Source organism: Nannocystis pusilla (assembly GCF_020073745.1).
GTDB classification, from domain to species: domain Bacteria; phylum Myxococcota_A; class Polyangia; order Nannocystales; family Nannocystaceae; genus Nannocystis; species Nannocystis radixulma.
Genome location: NZ_JAIRAU010000035.1, coordinates 175,164 through 188,831, shown reverse-complemented (window position 1 = coordinate 188,831; position 13,668 = coordinate 175,164). Strand labels below are relative to the sequence as shown.

Annotated in this window: 14 protein-coding genes; 7 read left to right on the top strand and 7 right to left on the bottom strand. The window is 72.5% G+C overall.

All coding sequences use genetic code 11. The annotated features are described in order from the left end of the window. Nucleotides 1-37: 37 nt before the first annotated feature. Entirely contained in the window at nt 38-964 is a 927-nt protein-coding gene (locus K7C98_RS26655) for an ADYC domain-containing protein (protein WP_224194593.1), read from the bottom strand. A 127-nt stretch (nt 965-1,091) separates the two neighbouring features. Further along, nucleotides 1,092-2,102: a hypothetical protein gene (locus K7C98_RS26650; protein WP_224194592.1), complete on the bottom strand. Its 1,011-nt coding sequence runs from the start codon at nt 2,100-2,102 to the stop codon at nt 1,092-1,094. A 208-nt stretch (nt 2,103-2,310) separates the two neighbouring features. On the opposite strand from K7C98_RS26650, the gene K7C98_RS26645 reads away from it, so the two are divergent. The 3 genes from K7C98_RS26645 (at nt 2,311) to K7C98_RS26635 (ending at nt 5,404) form a co-directional block, all read left to right on the top strand. Next, nucleotides 2,311-2,973, top strand: a complete 663-nt coding sequence (locus tag K7C98_RS26645; protein WP_224194591.1) for a hypothetical protein — start codon at nt 2,311-2,313, stop codon at nt 2,971-2,973. Between the two features lie 247 nt (nt 2,974-3,220). Next, the gene (locus K7C98_RS45030; protein ID WP_224194590.1) at nt 3,221-3,685 is read left to right on the top strand and encodes an RNA recognition motif domain-containing protein; all 465 of its coding nucleotides are present in this window, start codon (nt 3,221-3,223) and stop codon (nt 3,683-3,685) included. Nucleotides 3,686-4,090: 405 nt separating this feature from the next. Then, complete coding sequence (locus tag K7C98_RS26635) at nt 4,091-5,404, top strand: DEAD/DEAH box helicase (RefSeq protein ID WP_224194589.1); 1,314 nt, start codon at nt 4,091-4,093, stop codon at nt 5,402-5,404. A 325-nt stretch (nt 5,405-5,729) separates the two neighbouring features. Here K7C98_RS26635 and K7C98_RS26630 read toward each other — a convergent pair whose 3' ends face one another. The 3 genes from K7C98_RS26630 to K7C98_RS26620 form a co-directional block, all read right to left on the bottom strand. Continuing rightward, nucleotides 5,730-6,107 carry a DUF3037 domain-containing protein gene (locus K7C98_RS26630; RefSeq protein WP_224194588.1) on the bottom strand — a complete coding sequence of 126 codons (378 nt, stop codon included), beginning with the start codon at nt 6,105-6,107 and terminating at the stop codon, nt 5,730-5,732. Next, nucleotides 6,091-6,864 carry a HipA family kinase gene (locus K7C98_RS26625; RefSeq protein WP_224194587.1) on the bottom strand — a complete coding sequence of 258 codons (774 nt, stop codon included), beginning with the start codon at nt 6,862-6,864 and terminating at the stop codon, nt 6,091-6,093. Before K7C98_RS26625 ends, K7C98_RS26630 begins: the two co-directional genes overlap by 17 nt. Nucleotides 6,865-6,932: 68 nt before the next feature. Beyond that, a complete protein-coding gene (locus tag K7C98_RS26620) occupies nt 6,933-7,235 on the bottom strand; it encodes a 4Fe-4S binding protein (RefSeq protein ID WP_224194586.1) in 303 nt (100 codons plus the stop codon). A gap of 175 nt (nt 7,236-7,410) precedes the next feature. Between K7C98_RS26620 and K7C98_RS26615 the strand changes: the two genes are divergently transcribed. Then, on the top strand, nt 7,411-8,877 hold the full coding sequence (locus K7C98_RS26615; RefSeq protein WP_224194585.1) for a sigma-54 interaction domain-containing protein: 1,467 nt from the start codon (nt 7,411-7,413) through the stop codon (nt 8,875-8,877). A 41-nt stretch (nt 8,878-8,918) separates the two neighbouring features. Here the strand turns inward: K7C98_RS26615 and K7C98_RS26610 are convergent, their stop codons facing one another. After that, nucleotides 8,919-9,338, bottom strand: a complete 420-nt coding sequence (locus K7C98_RS26610) for a hypothetical protein (protein ID WP_224194584.1) — start codon at nt 9,336-9,338, stop codon at nt 8,919-8,921. A gap of 165 nt (nt 9,339-9,503) precedes the next feature. Here K7C98_RS26610 and K7C98_RS26605 point away from each other — a divergent pair, with 165 nt between their 5' ends. The 3 genes from K7C98_RS26605 to K7C98_RS26580 all read left to right on the top strand — a co-directional run bounded on the left by K7C98_RS26605 (nt 9,504) and on the right by K7C98_RS26580 (nt 13,283). Next, nucleotides 9,504-10,142: a hypothetical protein gene (locus K7C98_RS26605; protein WP_224194583.1), complete on the top strand. Its 639-nt coding sequence runs from the start codon at nt 9,504-9,506 to the stop codon at nt 10,140-10,142. Nucleotides 10,143-10,205: 63 nt separating this feature from the next. Further along, nucleotides 10,206-11,987: a ribosomal protein L7/L12 gene (locus K7C98_RS45025; RefSeq protein WP_346660302.1), complete on the top strand. Its 1,782-nt coding sequence runs from the start codon at nt 10,206-10,208 to the stop codon at nt 11,985-11,987. 108 nt (nt 11,988-12,095) lie between these two features. Next, entirely contained in the window at nt 12,096-13,283 is a 1,188-nt protein-coding gene (locus K7C98_RS26580; protein WP_224194582.1) for a vWA domain-containing protein, read from the top strand. 48 nt (nt 13,284-13,331) lie between these two features. Here K7C98_RS26580 and K7C98_RS26575 read toward each other — a convergent pair whose 3' ends face one another. Further along, nucleotides 13,332-13,649: a DUF2325 domain-containing protein gene (locus tag K7C98_RS26575; RefSeq protein WP_224194581.1), complete on the bottom strand. Its 318-nt coding sequence runs from the start codon at nt 13,647-13,649 to the stop codon at nt 13,332-13,334. Between the last annotated feature and the right edge of the window lie 19 nt (nt 13,650-13,668).

Sequence of the window (13,668 nt, the reverse complement as noted above, 5' to 3'; positions counted from 1 at the left end):
GGCCGTCGAGCCCCGATCGCCCGGTTCGCAGCGACCGTCAGGGCAGGCGCGTGATGAACAACCCGTCAGGGTAATCGGGGAGGGCCGTGCCCTCGGCGCAGGCCGCCTGGAACAGCGCGCCGCACGACGCGATCGGGCCCGAGCGGCCGAAGTTGCTGCAGACGAGCCCGTGGGCGCCCCACACCGCCTCGATCGGCCCGTCGCTCGGCTCGCCGAGCACGCCCCAGCGATCCTCGATGTGTACCTCGACGCCGGGGGTCGTGTGCGACACGCCGTCGTAGCAATAATCGGCGCGGATGACCCGGATCGCCACCTCGAGCGGGGTGAAGTCGCCGAGGCCGACCGACAGGTCATAGTAGCCGAGCGCGGCCGCCTTGCCGGTGGCGCCGTTGGTACACGCGACGTAGGTGTTGCCCGCGAGCGGCTTGATGCCGCCGGTCCCCTCGTCGAGGGTGAAGCCGGGCAGCAGGCGGGTGTAGATCGGGCCGGGGCCGCCGGCGCAGGTCCCCTGGCCGTACGCGCCGGTGAACCGGTAGTGCGGCCAGCCGTCGAGCTCGACGCGCTCGGCGAGGCGCATCCACGTCGGCTTGGTGGTGCTGTACGTCGGGATGTGAAGCCGCCAGACCGAGTCGAGCGCGGTCTCCCCGGTGTAGACGCCGCCCTCCTTGCCGAACACGGCGAGCTCGCCGTCGTCGACCTCGAAGTGCGTCACCGCCGCGCCACCCGGCACTTCAACCTCGTCGAGGACGATGCCGAGGTGCGGGTCGCCCATCGGCTGGTACAGCTCGGAGACCCACGCGTCGTCGACCATGTTGGTGTTGAAGACGGTGCCCGGGCCGCTGCCGCTGCCGCTGCCGCTGCCGCTGGTGATGCGGAACTCGAGGTCCTCGTCGTCGGGCGCGCAGGCGGGGCAGAGCAGGGCGAGGGCGAGGGTGGTGAGGGCGACGGCGCTGGCGATGTGCATGGGATGGCTCCGCCGGTGGAGTCTCAAGTCCCGCGGACCAATTGCAGAAATTTCCGCGCCGCCGAACGCGCGAAAGTCCGCACCCCGTCACGGGCGCGGACTCTCGCGCTGCCTCGCGTCGGTCGTGTCAGTCGGCGAGCGCGCGGACGTTGAACAGGGCGATGTACATCGGCCCGAGCGCGTCGGGGTAGAGCACGTCGGCGCCGGCGCGTTCGGCCAGCTTCTCGGCGATCGCCAGCCCGTCCTTCAGCGAGCCGGGCAGGTCGACCGGGTCGTCGCCCTCGAGCGGCCCGAGCACCTGGTCGGGGATGTAGCGGTCGAACACGTGGGCGCGGCGGAGCACCCCGCCGGGCATGGCGACGAGCACGATCTTGTAGTCGGCGGAGATGACGATCTTGCGCTCGGCGTCGAGCAGCGAGAAGCGCGAGCCCTGGTAGTCCATGTCCATGCCGGCGACGCCGAGGCGCCGGGCCAGGGCGACGAAGGCGTCGCCGGAGATCTGGCCGGTGGCGGCGAGCGGGCCGGCGGGCTCGGGCGGCGGCAGGTCCTCGTCGTCGTCCTCGTTCTCGCCCTCGCCGAGCTCGCCGTGGTCGATGGCGAGGAGGCGCCAGTAGTTGTCGCCCTCGACGCGCTCGACCACCAGCGGCCACGCCTCGTCGTCGACCACGGTCACCTCGATGCCGTCGCCGCTGGCGACCAGCACCGCGAGCTCTTGCGGCTCGCCGTCGATCTCGAGCTCCGCGGTGGCCCGCTCGGTCAGCTTCAGGGGCAGCGGCTCGCTGCCGGGCGCGGCCCACTCCGAGCGCAGGCGCGTCCCCCCGGCGCGCAGCTCGAACAGCATCGTCCGGCTGAGCAAGAACGGCGGCAGGTCGGCGTCGAGGCGGTCGCACTCGTCGTCCTGCGTCGGCTCCTCGAGCGCGCCGCTCAGCCACGAGCCCTGCGACAGCACCGCGATCGTGCGGCTGTCGGCCAGGCTGTCGTTGCTGAACGCGACCACGGCCTCGGGCTCGCCGTCCTCGAAGGCGCTCGAGAGCACGAGCTGGTCGTCGGTCTCGAGGATCTGGAATTCGTAGTTGTCGGCGGCGTCGTCGTCGGCCATCTCGTAGCGGAGCACGGCGCCCGGGCTGAGCAGGGACATTGGGGGGACCTTCCTGTCGGGAGGCGCGAGGCATAGCCGAGGCGCAGCGGGGCTCGCAAGCGCGCGCTCTGCACAAGCGAGGCCGGCGGCCGCGCCGCGGACCGTAATATGTTCGAACGGACATGTCTTTCAAGACATGTCATTGCGTGAGCGCGCTGACGACGTCGCCGGCGTGGTCGAGCGCGGACGTCAGCGCTAAGCTCGCCGCGTGACCTCGTCGACCGCCGACTGGCGCTGGGATGACATCGCGGACGCGCTGGCGGCCGGGGTGGCGGCCGCGTCCGCCGAGGTCGAGCTCGAGCAGGCGGTGCGGGGGCTCGACGCTCGCCTGGAGCTCGAGCTGCACCCGGTCCTGCGCGAGGGCCTGCGCGGGGCCGGCTACGGCGTGGCGGCCGAGGTCCGGTTCCCGCGCGACCGGGGGCTGCGGCGCCGCAGCGAGGGTGTCCGTTGCGACATGGTCGTCACGCCAGGTGGCCGGCCGCTCGCCGACCCGGAGGCGCAGCTCGGGCTGTTCGCGCCGGCCGACGCGGTGGCGCTGGTCGACGCCGCCTGGCTCGAGGTCAAGGTCGTGGCCCAGCACAACGAGCGCGGGCCCAACCGCGCGTATGCGGCGGCGCTGCAGCGACCTGTCTGGAAGGACATCGCCAAGTTGGCCGCCGACCCGCACATCCTGCACGGGGCCGCGGTGCTGGTGCTGTTCACGGCCGACGCGGCGATCGCCGGGCACGACCTCGACGTGTGGTCCTCGGGGGCCAGCGTGCGCGGGCTGCGGCTGCAGCCCCGCGAACAGCGGTCGGTGGCGATCGGCGACCGCCTGGGCAACCGACTGTGTACGGTCGCCGTGTTCCCGCTGGAGCGCGGGCCGGCGTGACGGCGGCGCAGGGCGTGTGCGCAAGCGAACGCTGGCGCGACAAACGCCCTTCGCGGGGCCGCGCGGGCCGTACGCTGCGGACCGGCGCTCGCGCCGACCAGATGGGTGCGGCGCCGCGGCGTTTTTTGCCGTAAGCTGAGCGGACCCCCGGCGAACCGTTTCGCCACTCACCCTCCGAGACGCATTTGAACATTTATCGCAACTCGACCCGCCGTCACGTGCGCGACCTTCACCAGGGAGACCAGACGTGAGCAACTACTACTCTCAGGGGAAGAAGTCCCGCGAGGCCAATCAGGCCAAGAAGAAGCAAGAAAAAGCCCAGGCCCGGCTCGACCGCCGCGAGCGTGGTCCGCGGGAGATCCCGATCGCCAGCGCCGAGGACCTCACGGGCAACCTCCCGTCGATCGAAGACGCGATGCGGGCGATCGAGAACCCCGGGCAGGAGCGCTCCGCCGCGACCATCCCGGTCCGCCTGTTCGTCGGCAGCCTGAGTCATTCGACCACCGCCAGCGACCTGCGCACCGCCTTCAGCGCCTTCGGCGTGGTCGCCGACGCGGTCGTCATGACCGAGCGCGAGACCGGCGCGTCGCGCGGGTTCGGCTTCGTCACCATGGCCAATCGCAAGGACGCCCCCAGGGTCATCGAGGCGCTCAACGGCTCCGACCTCAAGGGCTCGTCGATCGTCGTCAACGTCGCCACCGAGCGCCGCTGAGCCCGGTCGCGTCGCCTTCAGGCCGGTGATCGCCCGGCCGGCCGCTTCGTCGTCTCTCCGTCGAGGCTCGCCGGTCCGCGCCCGCTGGTCCATGCCCGCCCTCTTGTCGAGGCTCGCCGGTTCGCGGTCGTCGTTCCGTCGCGGCTCGCGGGTCCGCCGTGCTCGGGCCGAGACGTGCTCATGGCCGCGATGGCCACGTCGTTGCGTCGTTCGGCGAGGCGTGGTACCCGTCCGCAACCTTTGTTCGTGACGCTGCGAGGGCGTTGCGGACTCGCTTCAGGGCCCACCGCGGCTCCCTTGAAGTCACGGCCGCCCAGGCGCAGGTCCGACTCGGGCTGCACCGCAGTCCCGCGTCCTCGCGGACCCCTCGGTCCGCGCCCCTCGCACGCCGTTCGAGAACTCTCCGTGCAAGACAATTCTTCTGTCGTTCCTCCTGCCCAGGCGTCTGATTTCGCCGCGCTGGGCCTGTCCGAGACGCTCCTCCGCGCGCTGCGCCACGAGGGCCACACCACGCCGACGCCGATCCAGGCCGCGGCCATTCCGCCTGCGCTGGCCGGCCGCGACCTGTTCGGCTGCGCCCAGACGGGCACCGGCAAGACGGCGGCGTTCGTGCTGCCGATCGTGCATCAGATGCTCGCGCGCCCGGCCCCGCGCGAGGCGGGCGTCCGCGCCCTGATCCTGACGCCGACGCGCGAGCTGGCGGCCCAGATCGGCGACCGGATCGCCGCCTACGCCCGCTTCACCGGGCTGCGCCACGCGGTCATCTACGGCGGCGTCGGCATGCAGAACCAGGTCCAGGCGCTGCGCGCCGGCGTCGACCTGCTGGTCGCGTGCCCGGGCCGCCTGGTCGATCTGATGGCCCAGGGGCTGGTCCGCCTGCAGCGGGTCGAGTTCTTCGTCCTCGACGAGGCCGACCGCATGCTCGACGAGGGCTTCCTGCCGTCGATCCGCCGCGTCGTCGGCGTGCTGCCGCGGCAGCGCCAGACGCTGCTGTTCTCGGCGACGATGCCGCCCGAGATCGCCCCGCTGGCGGCCCAGGTGCTGCGCGACCCGCTGCACATCGAGGCCACGCCGGTCGCGTCGGCGCCCGACGCCATCACCCAGTCGGTCTACTTCGTGGCCCAGGAGCACAAGCGCGAGCTGCTGCGCCACGTGCTCGGCGACGGCAACGTCACCCGCGCGATCGTCTTCACCCGCACCAAGCACGGGGCCGACCGCGTCGCTCGCCAGCTCGCGCAGGGCCAGATCCACGCCGAGGCGATCCACGGCGACAAGGCCCAGAGCACCCGCCTGCGGGCGCTCTCGCGCTTCAAGGACGGCCAGGTCCGCGTCCTCGTCGCCACCGACCTCGCCGCGCGCGGCATCGACGTCAGCGGGATCTCCCACGTCATCAACTACGACCTGCCGATGGACCCGGAGGCCTACGTGCACCGGATCGGCCGCACGGCCCGCGCGGGCTCGCAGGGCGTCGCGCTGTCGTTCTGCAGCGGCGAGGAGCAGACGCGCCTCAAGGGCATCGAGCGGCTGATCCAGCGCCGGGTGCCGATCGTGCACAACCACCCGTTCGCGGGCTCGGTCGCCGAGCCGGCGCGGGCGCAGCCGCAACAGCAGCAGCGCCAGCCGCAGCAGCGGGCGCAGCCGCGACCGCAGCAGCCGCGCCGGCCGGCCAACCAGCCGCAGCGCGGGGTGCAGGCGGGCCGCCGGCCCCCGGCGCGCTAGGAGCCTGCGACCGTCGCGGTCGCCAGCGCGACTCGGCGGGCCGGCAGGTCGCCGAGAGGCTCAGGGACCGAGGACGAGATGTCCCTTCGGACAGAGGGCCGGCGAAGTCGGCCCTCTGCGGTGCTTTTGGGGCATCGTCACGATCGGGGCGCGGGCGAAGGCTTCGCGCAGGCAGGCGCAGCGGTCCGCGACGTCGCAAGCTCGAGGTCGTCGCACGCGGCTCGACGAGTCGCGCGTGTCCGATTCACCATGTCCTCGAAGCCGTGTCCGAATAGACATGGTCGAAACGACATGTCCCCAGGGACACGCCGAACGAGCGGCCCGTTCACGCCACGCGCTTTTTAAACAGGTCGCGCAGGGCGAAGGTGGGGTCGCTGCAGACGCCGCCGTGGACGGCGGAGGTCTGGATGATGGTGCTGCGGGGGGCGACGAGCCAGTGGAAGCGCTCGGAGAGCGGGAGGGCGGCGATCGAGCCGGCGTCGGCGTCGCCGTAGCAGACGGCGCGGAAGGCGTCGAGGTGGCGGGTGAGGGCCTCGAGGTCGACCTTCTCGTGGAGGGCGAGGACGCGGCCGCGGTCGAGGGCGATGGCGCAGCCGAGGAAGCCGCGGGTCGGCGCGTGGACGATGACGCCGACGTTGACGAACTCCTCGCGTTCGACCCGCGGGACCACGCGGACGATCGCGTAATCAAACGGTGCGCGCACGGTCGGCCTCCTCGAGGTAGACGGCGGCGGCGTCGCGCCGGGCCTTCAGGCGGGCGGCGAAGGCGACGCGGTAGGCTTCGGGTGGCAGGTCGGGCGGGGCGGTCCACCACGCCTCGGGCACCGCGAGGGTGGCGGCCTCGATCGCCCCGTCGGACAGGCCGGCGGTCAGCCACGCCTGCTCGGCGGCGATCGGGGCGGCCCACGGCAGCAGCACGTGGCGGGCGATCAGCGGGAACCTGGCGTCGGCGCCGGCGAGGCCGCCGTCCCAGTCGTGCTGCCAGTAGAGCGCCGCGCCGTGGTCGATGAGCCAGAGCTGGCCGGTGCACCACAGCAGGTTGGTGTTCTTGGCCGTGCGGTCGACGTTCTGCGCGAACGCGTCGAAGGCGACGATCCTGGCCGCGAGGACAGGGTCGAGCTTCGGCCTGGCTGCGGGGTCGAAGCCCATCGCGTTGGCGAGGAACGCCATGCCGACGTTGTCGCCGGCGCTGGCGACCACGAGGTCGCGGATCTCCGGGTCGCCCTCGTTGCGGCCGACGGCCTCGTCGAGCTCGACGAGCACCAGCTCCGGCACCGGCAGGCCGAGCACGCGGCCGAGCTCGCCGACCACGATCTCGGCCACCAGCGACCGCGCGCCCTGTCCGGCGGCGCGGAACTTGACGACGTAGGCGCGGCCGTCCTCGGCCTCGACCACCGCGGGTAACGAGCCGCCCTCGCGCAGCGGGAGGACATAGCGGGCGGCGACGACACGACGTAGCACGGCAGAGAGTGTAGAAGCCCCGACGGACGGCGTCACCGTCGATCGCGCGGCCGCGGCGTCGGCGCGGGTCATCGCACGCGCCGGCCGAAGAACCGGGCGTTGGCCTCGATGTCGGCGCGCAGCTCGAGTGGCACGTCGCAATCCATGTGGATCGCCTGCGCCGGGCATACCTGCACGCAACAGCCGCAATCGATGCACTCGTCCGGATCGATGTAGAGCTGGACCCCGGGGAACCGCACGCCGCGCTCGGCCGCGGGGACCGAGAGCAGCGTGGCGGGGGCGACCGGCCCGTGAATGCACTCGACCGGACAGGCCTGGGCGCACGCGGTGTCGCAGGTGCCGACGCAGTGGCGGGTGATGACGTGGGGCATGAACGCTGAACCTCCTGCGGGCCGCCAAAGCACGCGGCGCGCCGCCCGGGGGCGGGGAAAAGGCTAGCGAAGACGGGCAGTTGGACGCGTACGGCGACGCACCGATGGGACTTCACTGAAATGTCAGTGACAGTGCACTGAGATTTCAGTGAAAGCGGCTATTCTCTTTCCTGCCGTGTCCGAAGCCCCCCTGGACTCCACTTCGCTGCTGGCCGCGCTGGTCGCGGCGGCCAGCGAGGCGCACACGCGGCGCACGTGGGTGCGGCGGGTGGCGGAGGTGCTGGCGCGGGCGCTGCCGCTGGCGCGGCTCGAGCTCGGCGAGCGGGTCGAGGGTACGGGCGAGGTCGAGGTCGTCGGCGGCACGCCCGGCGGCGCGGCGATCTCGACGACCCGCCGGCGGCTGCACGAGCGGGAGATCGCGGCGCTGGGCTCGGGGCAGATCGAGAGGTCGTCGCGGCGCGGCGGGGACGGGCGGTCGCGGGTGGTGGTGCCGCTCGGGGGCGCGGGGGCGGCGATGTTCGTGGCGCTGAGCCTCGACCCCGGCGCAGCCCCCGAGCCGTCGCTGCTGGCGGTGCTCGGCGACGTGCTGTTCCACCTGCTGCGCGGGCAGGAGGTGACGCAGCGGGTGGCCGAGCTGTCGCGGCGGGCCCACGCCGAGAACCGCGAGCTGCGCGGACAGGCGCGCCTGGGCGAGCGCGAGCGGTCGCTGGTGGCCCGGAGCGCGGCGATGCAGGAGGTGCTGCGGCGCATCGACACGGTGGCGCGGTTCGACACCACGGTGCTGCTGGCGGGAGAGTCGGGCACGGGCAAGGAGCTGCTGGCGCAGCGGCTGCACCAGCTGTCGGCCCGCGGTCACCGGCCGCTGGTGGCGATCAACTGCGGGGCGCTGCCGGCCAGCCTGGTCGAGAGCGCGCTCTTCGGCCACGAGGTCGGGGCGTTCACCGGGGCGACGCGGCGCCACCTCGGGGTGTTCGAGCGGGCTGACCGCGGCACGCTGTTCCTCGACGAGGTCGGCGAGCTGCCGCTCGAGGTGCAGGTCAAGCTGTTGCGCGCGCTGCAGTCGCAGGAGTTCGAGCGCGTCGGCGGCGAGGAGCGCGTGCGCGTCGACGTGCGGGTGATCGCCGCGACCCACCGCGAGCTCGAGCCGATGGTCGCCGCCGGGGCGTTCCGCCGCGACCTGTTCTTTCGGCTATGTGTGTTCCCGATCCGCGTGCCGCCGCTGCGCGAGCGCCTCGACGAGCTGCCGGCCCTGGTCGCCGCGCTCGTCGCCGACATCGCCTCCAGGCTGAAGCTGCCGGCCCCCGCGGTGAGCCCGGCCGCCCTGCTGCGGCTGGCCGGCCACTCGTGGCCCGGCAACGTGCGCGAGCTCGGCAACGTGCTCGAGGCGGCGCTGATCCTCGGCGGCGGCGAGACGCTCGCGCTCGACGCGGCCCTCGCCGTCGACGCGCCCCCGCCGAGCGCGCCGATCGAGCGCCTCGACGACGCGGTCCGCCGCTGCATCACCGAGGCGCTGCGCGCCTGCGCGGGCCGGATCTACGGGCCCACCGGCGCGGCCCAGGCGCTCGGCCTCAAACCCGGGACGCTGCAGAGCAAGATGCGCAAGCTGGGGATCGACCGCGAGCCGTTCGTCCGCGAGTCGTAGTCAGAGACATGTGGTCGAATAGACATGTTTTAAGGGGCATGTCACTCGGGCGGAGAGGACCAGTGCTTGCAGCGGGGCACGGAGACGCGGGCAGCGGTGGTCGCGGCCTCACAGGCGTCGGCGAGGCCGGCGGCGAGGGCCTGGTCGGCGCGGGCGCGGGCCCAGGCGAGGCGCTGGCCGTCGAGGACCCGGGTGTGGATCGGCCGCTCGTCGGCGGGCAGCGCCTCGGCGATACAGCGGCGGTAGTTGTCGACGTAGCGATCGCAGGTGTCGACGCCGAGCGGGCCGTCGTCGACGGCGTCGACGGGGGCGACAGGGACGACGGGGACGGGGGTGGGCGCGAGCGCCGGCGCATCGACCGGAGCAGCGGGAACCTCGGCCACCACGACATCGGCGGCGGTCGGCGCTCGCTCGCAGGCGAGGAGCGCGGCGATGACGAGGAATTTTAAAAAGATGTGCACCGGTGGATCTCCTCTCGGGGGTCCGATACGCGCGAGGCGGCGGCGGTTGTTCCCGCGGCTCGGCGGATTCGCTGCCGAGGTCGCGGGTCCGTCGGGTGGGGTGGGCGAGGGGAGCCTGGAACAACGCGGCGGTGCTGATGCGTCGCTGCGACGGAGGTCGTCTTCGTGCGCAATTCTCTCGCCCTCGCCGTGTTCGCGCTCTCGGCCGTCGCCGTGTCGCCCCCGCCGGCGCACGCCTGCATGAACGGGGTCGAGCGCGTCGTCGACGTCACCAACCGGAGCGTGCGCCGGGCCGAGGCCCTGCTGGCCGACGGGGCCTATCAGGCGGCGGTGAAGGAGGCGCTGGCGACCTTCCCCGAGGTGCTGCAACTGACGCATCGCGCGCGGCGGGCGGGGCTGTTCGCGCGGGCCCAGCGGGTCGTCGCGCTGGCGGCGGTGCGCAGCGGCGGGCGGGTGCGGCTGGGCAGTAACATGTCCGGAAAGACAGACGCGAAGCGGGCCGCGAACCTGGCGTGGGCGGCGATGCTGCTGCGGGTCCACCACGCGCGGGGCGGCGACGACGTGGTGGTCCAGGTCGAGCTCGCGGAGGCGCTGGCGGCGTTGCCGGCGGAGCGGGCCGAGGCGCACGCGCGGCTCAAGGAGCTCGGCGAAGCTGACTTGCTACCGACGGCGCGGGCGTGGGGGCTGCTCGCCGAGCTCGAGCGGGAGCGCGGCGACGTCACGGCGGCGGAGCGGGCCGGCCGGCGCTGCCGGGAGATCGCGCCTGAGGGTCAGGTCTGCGGTCCGAAGCCGGCCACCGCCTGAGCGGTCTCGCTCGGCCGCCTGGCGGGAGGATTCGGGTATCGTCGCCCCCGGAGGGCGTGCGAGATGCGAGCAGGCGAGACGGGCGAGGTGGTGCCGCAGGACGTGATCCTCCGCGACGCCGGGCCGAACCGGGCCGCGGTCGTCGAGGCGGTGCGAGCGATGACCGGCCTCGAGACGTCGGCGGCGGCCGATCTGGTGGCGCGGGTGCCGAGCGCGATCCGGGTGCGGATCGCCCCGGCGCTGGCCGAGTCGCTGCGCAGCAAGCTCGTCGCGGCCGGCGCGACCGTCGAGGTGCGAGTGCACGCGGCCCCGGCTGCGGCAGCGGGCCCGCGGTTCTTCGACGTCTACTTGCAGGACAGGGGCGCAAACAAGATCGACGTGGTGCGCGCGCTGAAGCAGATGATGGGCCTCGGGCTGCGCGAGGCGGTCGAGCTCGTCGACGACGCGCCGAGCCTGCTCAAGCGGCGCATCGAGGAGGACGAGGCGGAGGCGCTGCGCCACGAATTGGTGGAGGCCGGGGCGGTCGTCGAGGTGCGGGTGCACGACGGCAGCGCGCCGCCCGAGCGCGCGGCGTCCGGCGAGGCGACGGTGACGTGGGGCGCGACGGCGCCGAGCGAGGCACCGCGCGCGACGAACGTCGCGACGGCGGCGAGCGCCCGGATCGAGGGCTTCGGCGTGGTGCTGAACAACTTCGGTTTCTACAAAATCAACGTCATCAAGGTGATCCGCGAGGCGACCGGGCTCGGGCTCAAGGAGGCCAAGGACCTGGCGGAGACGACGGACGCGCTGGTCAAGCAGGGCATGAGCGAGGCCGAGGCCCGGGCGCTGGCCGAGAAGCTCAGGGGCGTGGGCGCGACGGTGGAGGTGCGCCGACCGCCGCGAGCTGCGGCGGCGTCGGATGCCTCGGCCTTCGGCGTGAAGCTGAAGCGCTGCGGACCCAACAAGATCAGCGTCATCAAGCTGGTGCGCGAGGTGACGGAGCTCGGGTTGAAGGACGCGAAGGACCTGTCGGAGTCGACCGACGTGTGGATCCGCGAGGACATGCTCGAGGCCGAGGCCCGCTCGCTGGCGCAGCGGCTCACGACCGCGGGCGCGAGCGTGGAGGTGCACGGGTTTGGGCGACCGGCGGCGATGCCGGTGAGCGAGCCGTCCGGCTACGTGGGCGACGGCTTCGGCGTGATGCTGAAGAGCTGCGGGCCGAACAAGATCAGCGTGATCAAGGCGATCCGCGAGGCGACGGAGCTCGGGCTGAAGGACGCGAAGGACCTGGCCGAGTCGACCGACGTGTGGGTCAAGCAGGGCATGGACGAGGAGCAGGCGCGCGCGCTGGCGAAGACGCTGAAGGACGTCGGGGCGACGGTCGAGCTCCACGGATCGGCGTGGGAGGAGACGCCGGAGCCGGAGCCGGTCGACGTGGTGCTGGTCAGCTGCGGGCCGATGAAGATCAACATCATCAAAGTGATCCGCGAGGAGACGGGGCTGGGGCTCAAGGAGGCCAAGGACCTGGCCGAGGCGCCCGGATCGGTGGTGCGCGCGGGGCTCGGGTCCGAGGACGCGGAGGCGCTGCGGCAGAAGCTCGTCGCGTTCGGAGCGACGGTCGAGCTGCGCGAGGCCGCGAGGTCGCGGCCGGAGCGGGCTCACGTCGACGTGTTCCTGCGCAGCCACGGGCCCAACAAGATCCTCGTGATCAAGGAGGTGCGCGCGTTGACCGGTCTCGGGCTCAAGGAGGCCAAGGACCTGGTCGAGGCGGCCCCGCGGATCGTGCAGGAGAAGGTCGCGCTGGACACGGCCAGACGCCTGCAAGCCGTGCTCGCCGAGGCCGGCGCGGAGGTCGAGCTGCGGTAGGCATGTGTGGCGACGCTCATGCGCTGACCCGGTGAGCACCCGAGGCTGGCGATTCGCGTGCTTGACAGCCGCTGTGGGCCTGGGGATGCTGCGCTGGACTGGTCTGACATGTCTATTTCTGCGCGTCGTCTGCCCTCGTTGTTGCCCTGGATATGTCTGCTCGCCTGCGGTCCGGCCGAGAGCGGCACGGACAGCGCCGATACGGCGATGGTGACGACGCCGGGGACGGGCGTCACGACATTGCCCGGGGCGAGCACGAGCACGGGCACGAGCGAGCCGACCAGCGGGGGCACGGCGGTCGACGGCGACGACACCTCGGCGGTCACGAGCGAGGGGCTGCCGACGAGCACGAGCACCGGCGGCGGGGCGAAGTTCGACGTCGGCACGATGGCGGACGCGTCGGGGCCGTGCGAGGAGATCGACGTCACGCCGACGCCGCAGCGGCCGAACGTGGCGCTGGTGCTCGACTACTCGAGCTCGATGCAGAGCTTCCTCGGCAACAAGACGCGCTGGGCGGTGCTGTGGGAGGCGGTCGACTTCCTGATCAGCGGCTGGGACCCGCAGCTGAACCTCGGGATGATGTTGTTCCCCGACCTCGACATCTCGATGAGCGCGACGAACTCGTGCGTCACCGAGGACTTCGAGGTGCCGGTGGCGCCGATGAACGGGGCCAACATCCTGGCGGTGCTGCCGGGGCCCGGCCACGACCCTCCCGGCAACACGCCGACGCGCTCGGCGGTGCTGGTGGCGGCGGCGCACCTCGAGACGCTCGACCCGGCGACCCCGCGGGCGATCTTCCTCGTCACCGACGGCGACGCGCTGTGCGGGCCCGACCAGTGGGAGGAGCTGACCGACGAGGGCGTCGACGAGGTCATCGGCGAGATCTACAGCGTCCGCGGGATCCCCACCTACGTCATCGGCCTCGCTGCGCAGGGTAGCGGCTTCATCGCCCACCTCAACGAGATGGGCCTCGCCGGCGGTCGCCCCAACCCGGCCGCCGGCAGCGACTACTACCCCGGTGACGACCAGGCCAGCTTGCAGGCGGCGTTCGAGCAGGTGGTCATCGACGTCATCACCTGCACGCTCGACCTCGAGGAGGCGCCGTCCGACCCGACGCTGTTCAAGGTCAGCGTCGACGGGGTCGAGTACGCGTTCGTGCCCGACTGCGCGCAGGGCGACGGCTGGACGTTCGTGCCCGACACGATGAACCAGCAGCTCGAGCTGTGCGGGGCGGCCTGCGCGGCGTTCAAGGGCGGGGCGTCGTTCCACGCCAAGCAGTATTGTCTAAACGGGTGAGCGGGCCTCAACTGGGTGTCACCAGGGACATGTCTCGATGGACATGTCCTAACGAGCTGCTGCCTCGATCTGCGAGGCGTGGCTCTCGACCAGGGCGACGAGGCGCGACAGGCCGAGCTTGCGCACCAGCACGGCCGGTCGCGAGCGCTCGCGCAGCAGCTTGCGGGTGATCTGCACCGCGCTGTGGCTGTTGACGTCGGTGACGATGACGACGAGGTCGCTGCGGTCGACGAGGCGCTCGAGCTCGAGGGAGGCGTGGCCGCGCATGTAGCCGGTGTGGTGCTCGACCTCATGGCCCAGCGCGCGCACGGCGCGCTGGTAGCTCTGTTCGCTCCGGTCGAGGCCGCCGACGATGCCCACGCGCATGTCACAACAGTATTTCATT